The organism is Streptomyces sp. NPDC056527 (genome assembly GCF_042794475.1).
GTDB lineage: Bacteria > Actinomycetota > Actinomycetes > Streptomycetales > Streptomycetaceae > Streptomyces.
In genome coordinates, this window is sequence record NZ_JBHTTQ010000036.1 from 24,617 (window position 1) to 30,755 (window position 6,139).

2 protein-coding genes are annotated in these 6,139 nt (G+C 70.1%); one reads left to right on the plus strand and one right to left on the minus strand.

Annotated elements, in window-relative coordinates; translation table 11 throughout:
* Positions 1-108 precede the first annotated feature (108 nt).
* A complete protein-coding gene (locus ACFQ7Q_RS19040) occupies positions 109-666 on the minus strand; it encodes a DJ-1/PfpI family protein (protein WP_383556429.1) in 558 nt (185 codons plus the stop codon).
* Between the two features lie 406 nt (positions 667-1,072).
* Between ACFQ7Q_RS19040 and ACFQ7Q_RS19045 the strand changes: the two genes are divergently transcribed.
* Positions 1,073-6,028, plus strand: a complete 4,956-nt coding sequence (locus ACFQ7Q_RS19045; RefSeq protein WP_383556355.1) for an NAD-glutamate dehydrogenase — start codon at positions 1,073-1,075, stop codon at positions 6,026-6,028.
* The last annotated feature ends 111 nt before the right edge of the window (positions 6,029-6,139 follow it).

Below are 6,139 nucleotides of genomic sequence, written 5' to 3' on the forward strand. Positions count from 1 at the left end.
GCCCGCCCGCGTCGCCCACAGGCCCTTCCGGTGCGGGGCACCCGCGCCAGAAGGGCCTGGGGTGCCGGTCGACCGCGCCGGCCCTGCCCGGGGTCCAGCCGCCCCGTGTCAGCCCGCCGCGCGCAGGACCTTCAGGAATTCGCGCATCCAGGTGGGGTGATCCGGCCAGGCCCTGGAGGAGACGAGGGTGCCGTCCACCACCGCCGCCGTGTCCTGGAAGCCGGCGCCCGCCGCCTGCATGTCGAGTTCCAGGGCCGGGTACGCCGTGACCCTGCGGCCCTCCAGGCCGCCGATCGCCGCCGTCAGCAGCGGGCCGTGACAGATCTGCGCCACCGGCTTGTCCGCGTCGAAGAACGACTTGAGGATCTTGCGGAGCTCCGGGTCGTTGCGGAGGTACTCGGGGGCCCTGCCGCCCGGGATCACGACCGCGACGTAGTCGCCGGGATCCACCTCGGAGAACGCCAGGTCGGCGGGCCAGCTGTAGCCCGGCTTCTCGGTGTACGTGTCGTAGCCCGGCTCGAAGTCGTGCACCACGAACCGCAGCTGCTTGCGCGCCGGAGCGGCGATGTGCACCTCGTACCCCTCTTCGAGAAGACGCTGGTACGGGTACATGACCTCCAGTGATTCCGCCGCGTCCCCGGTCACGATCAAGATCTTCGCCATGATGACTCCCAGATCGGTGGGTACCCCGCGTCCACGTTGCCCGCGGCGCCCCGCTTTGCCAAGAGGACATGTGTCGCTGTCCATAACGTCAAACTTCCACTCCCTCTTTTGTACACATACGGACCATGACGACTCCGGGGTGGAGAGCGATAGGCTTTTCCCGTGATCAGCGCGATACGCCGAGGGGGCAGCGAAGCCCCCGGCTCTTGCCCGGTCCGCTACCGCGGCCGGGCCGACATGGCGTTCGCTGATTCCTTCCGTCCGGGCCTCCCGCCGACATTGGCCGATATCGGTTCGGACATCTCTCATCACGACATAACGTCGACTGCGACCGGTAACCCCGCGTCGTGGCGTTGTGTCGTTTCTTCCACCTACGTCACGCAACGGCGCGCGACAGGAGCCAGAGGACATGCAGACCAAGCTGGACGAAGCCAAGGCCGAGCTGCTCGCACGGGCCGCCCGGGTAGCTGAGACCGGTCCGGTCGGGGGGCAACTTCCGACGGGGCCCGAGACGGGAAAGCGCCCGGACAGGGACACCCTGCTCGACTACCTCCAGCGCTACTACCTGCACACCGCGCCCGAGGACCTCACCGACCGAGACCCGGTGGACGTCTTCGGCGCCGCTCTCTCGCACTACCGGCTCGCGGAGAACCGCCCCCAGGGCACCGCGAACGTCCGCGTCCACACCCCGACGGTGGAGGAGAACGGCTGGACCTGCAGCCACTCCGTCGTCGAGGTCGTCACCGACGACATGCCCTTCCTCGTCGACTCGGTCACCAACGAGCTCTCCCGCCAGGGCCGCGGCATCCACGTCGTGATCCACCCGCAGGTCCGCGTCCGCCGCGACCTGACCGGCAAGCTCATCGAGGTCCTTCCCGGCGACTCCAAGGGCGAGCAGGCCCACGACGTCCTCACCGAGTCCTGGATCCACGTCGAGATCGACCGCGAGACCGACCGCGCCGACCTCAAGCAGATCACCACCGACCTGCTGCGCGTCCTGTCCGACGTCCGCGAGACCGTCGAGGACTGGGAGAAGATGCGCGAGACCGCGCTGCGCATCGCCGAGAACCTGCCCGACGAGCCCACCGCCGACGATCTGCGCCCCACCGAGGTCGAAGAGGCCCGCGAGCTGCTGCGCTGGCTCTCGGACGACCACTTCACCTTCCTCGGCTACCGCGAGTACGAGCTGGTCAACGGAGACGCGCTGGCCGCCATCCCCGGCACCGGCCTCGGCATCCTGCGCTCCGACCCGCACCACGGCGGCGAGGACGACCACCACGCCCCCGTCTCGCCGTCCTTCAGCCGGCTGCCGGCCGACGCCCGCGCCAAGGCGCGCGAGCACAAGCTGCTGATCCTGACCAAGGCGAACAGCCGCGCCACCGTGCACCGCCCCTCGTACCTCGACTACGTCGGCGTGAAGAAGTTCGACGCCGAGGGCAACGTCGTCGGGGAGCGCCGCTTCCTGGGCCTGTTCTCCTCCGCCGCGTACACCGAGTCCGTCCGTCGCGTCCCGGTCATCAAGCGCAAGGTCCAGGAGGTCCTGGAGGGCGCCGGCTTCTCGCCCAACAGCCACGACGGCCGCGACCTGCTCCAGATCCTGGAGACGTACCCCCGCGACGAGCTCTTCCAGACGCCGGTCGACGAGCTGCGCTCCATCGTCACCTCCGTCCTCTACCTGCAGGAACGCCGCCGGCTGCGGCTCTACCTGCGCCAGGACGAGTACGGGCGCTACTACTCCGCCCTCGTCTACCTGCCGCGCGACCGCTTCAACACCACCGTCCGCGAGCGCCTGACCGGCATCCTCATGGAGGAGCTCGACGGCACCAACGTCGACTTCACCGCGTGGAACACCGAGTCGATCCTCTCCCGCCTCCACTTCGTCGTCCGCGTCGAGCCCGGCACCGAGCTGGCCCAGCTCTCCGACGCCGACAAGGACCGCATCGAGGCGCGGCTCGTGGAGGCCGCCCGCTCCTGGGCCGACGGCTTCGCCGAGGCCCTCAACGCCGAGTGCGGCGAGGAGCGCGCCGCCGAGCTGCTGCGCCGTTACGGCAACGCCTTCCCCGAGGGGTACAAGGCCGACCACTCGCCGCGTGCCGCCGTGGCCGACCTGGTCCACCTGGAGCAGCTGAGCCGCACCGGCAAGGAGTTCGCGCTCTCGCTGTACGAGCCGGTCGGCGCCCGTCCCGGCGAGCGCCGCTTCAAGATCTACAAGGCCGGCGACCAGATCTCCCTCTCCGCCGTGCTCCCGGTGCTCAACCGGCTCGGTGTCGAGGTCATCGACGAGCGTCCGTACGAGCTGCGCTGCGCCGACCGGACGCACGCCTGGGTCTACGACTTCGGTCTGCGGATGCCCACCCCGACCGCCAACGGCGCCTCCTTCAGCGACGACGCCCGCGAGCGGTTCCAGGAGGCGTTCGCCGCCACCTGGACCGGCCAGGCCGAGAACGACGGCTTCAACTCGCTGGTCCTGAGCGCGGGGCTGAACTGGCGCCAGGCGATGGTGCTGCGCGCCTACGCGAAGTACCTGCGCCAGGCCGGTTCGACGTTCAGCCAGGACTACATGGAGGACACCCTCCGGAACAACGTCCACACCACCCGGCTGCTCGTCTCGCTCTTCGAGGCCCGGATGTCGCCGGAGCGCCAGCGCGCCGGCATCGAGCTGATCGACGCGCTGCTCGAGGAGCTGGACGCCGCCCTCGACCAGGTCGCGAGCCTGGACGAGGACCGCATCCTGCGCTCGTTCCTCACCGTCATCAAGGCGACCCTGCGGACGAACTTCTTCCAGAACTCGACGGACGGCGTCCCGCACGCCTACGTGTCGATGAAGTTCGACCCGCAGGCCATCCCCGACCTCCCCGCGCCCCGCCCGGCGTTCGAGATCTGGGTGTACTCGCCGCGCGTCGAGGGCGTCCACCTGCGCTTCGGCAAGGTCGCCCGAGGCGGTCTGCGCTGGTCCGACCGGCGTGAGGACTTCCGTACCGAGATCCTCGGCCTGGTCAAGGCGCAGATGGTGAAGAACACCGTCATCGTGCCCGTCGGCGCCAAGGGCGGCTTCGTCGCCAAGCAGCTCCCGGACCCGTCCGTGGACCGCGACGCCTGGCTGGCCGAGGGCATCGCGAGCTACAAGACCTTCATCTCGGCGCTGCTCGACATCACCGACAACCTGGTCGCCGGCGAGGTCGTGCCCCCGCTCGACGTGGTCCGTCACGACGAGGACGACACCTACCTCGTCGTCGCCGCCGACAAGGGCACCGCGACCTTCTCCGACATCGCCAACGAGGTCGCCGTCTCCTACGGCTTCTGGCTCGGCGACGCCTTCGCCTCCGGCGGCTCGGCGGGCTACGACCACAAGGGCATGGGCATCACGGCCCGCGGCGCCTGGGAGTCCGTGAAGCGGCACTTCCGGGAGCTCGGCCACGACACCCAGACCGAGGACTTCACCGTCGTCGGCGTCGGCGACATGTCCGGGGACGTCTTCGGCAACGGAATGCTGCTCTCCGAGCACATCCGCCTGGTCGCGGCCTTCGACCACCGACACATCTTCATCGACCCGACCCCGGACGCGGCCGTCTCGTACGCCGAGCGGCGCCGTCTCTTCGAGCTGCCCCGCAGCTCCTGGGCCGACTACGACACCGGGCTCCTCTCCGCGGGCGGCGGCATCCACCCCCGTACCGCCAAGTCGATCCCGGTCAACGCGCAGATGCGGGCGGCCCTCGGCATCGAGGCCGGCGTCACCAAGCTGACCCCGGCCGAGCTGATGCAGACGATCCTCCACTCGCCCGTCGACCTGCTGTGGAACGGCGGCATCGGTACGTACGTCAAGTCGTCCGCCGAGTCGAACGCCGACGTCGGCGACAAGGCGAACGACGCCATCCGCGTCAACGGCGAGGCCCTCCGGGTCAAGGTCGTCGGCGAGGGCGGCAACCTCGGTCTGACCCAGCTCGGCCGCATCGAGTTCGCCCGCAAGGGCGGCCCCGACGGCGAGGGCGGCAAGGTCAACACCGACGCCATCGACAACAGCGCCGGTGTCGACACCTCCGACCACGAGGTCAACATCAAGATCCTGCTCAACGGTCTCGTCACCGAAGGCGACATGACCGTGAAGCAGCGCAACAAGATCCTCGCCGAGATGACCGACGAGGTCGGCTCGCTCGTCCTGCGCAACAACTACGCGCAGAACGTCGCCCTGGCCAACGCGGTGGCGCAGTCGCCGTCACTCCTCCACGCCCACCAGCGGTTCATGCGCCGCCTGGGCCGGGACGGCGCCCTGGACCGCTCGCTGGAGTTCCTGCCGCAGGACCGGCAGGTCCGCGAGCTGCTCAACAACGCCAAGGGCCTGAGCCAGCCGGAGCTCGCCGTCCTCCTCGCGTACACCAAGATCACGGTGGCCGACGAGCTGATCGGCACCGAGCTGCCGGACGACCCGTACCTGCGCGGTCTGCTCCACGCGTACTTCCCGACGCAGCTGCGCGAGAAGTTCGCCGAGGCGGTCGACAGCCACCCGCTGCGCCGGGAGATCGTCACCACGGTCCTGGTCAACGACACCGTCAACACCGGTGGCTCGACCTTCCTGCACCGCCTCCGCGAGGAGACCGGCGCGTCGATCGAGGAGATCGTCCGCGCGCAGACCGCCGCTCGCGCCATCTTCCGGCTCGGCGAGGTCTGGGACGCCGTCGAGGCGCTCGACAACCGGGTCCCGGCCGATGTCCAGACCCGGATGCGGCTGCACTCCCGCCGTCTGGTCGAGCGCGGCACGCGCTGGCTGCTCGGCAACCGGCCGCAGCCGCTCCAGCTCGCCGAGACGATCGACTTCTTCGGTGAGCGCGTGGAGCAGGTCTGGGCCGAGCTGCCGCAGCTGCTGCGCGGCGCGGACCTGGAGTGGTACCAGTCGATCCTGGAGGAGCTGGCCGAGGTCGGCGTGCCGGAGGAGCTCGCCCTGCGGGTCGCCGGCTTCTCCTCCGCCTTCCCGACGCTCGACATCGTCGCGATCGCGGACCGCACGGCCAAGGACCCGATGGCGGTCGCCGAGGTCTACTACGACCTGGCCGACCGGCTGCGGATCACCCAGCTCATGGACCGGATCATCGAACTGCCGCGCGCCGACCGGTGGCAGTCGATGGCCCGCGCCTCCATCCGCGAGGACCTGTTCGCCGCGCACGCCGCTCTCACCGCGGACGTGCTCTCGGCGGGCAACGGCACCTCGACGCCGGAGGAGCGGTTCAAGGCCTGGGAGCAGAAGAACGCGGCGATCCTCGGCCGGGCGCGCACCACGCTGGAGGAGATCCAGGGCTCGGAGACCTTCGACCTGGCGAACCTGTCGGTGGCGATGCGGACCATGCGCCAGCTGCTGCGCGCGCACAGCTAGCGGTATGTGCGAGGGGCCCCGCCGGTATCCGTACCGGGGGGGGCCCCCGGGAGTGTGGGCGGGTTTGGGGGGAGGGGGACAGGAGCCGCGGCCGCCGCCGGGCCCGCGCGC

What these genes read in the sequence shown, in the direction of transcription:
- ACFQ7Q_RS19045 (WP_383556355.1), top strand. Translation starts at nt 1,073, where the DNA reads ATGCAGACCAAGCTGGACGAAGCCAAGGCCGAGCTGCTCGCACGGGCC.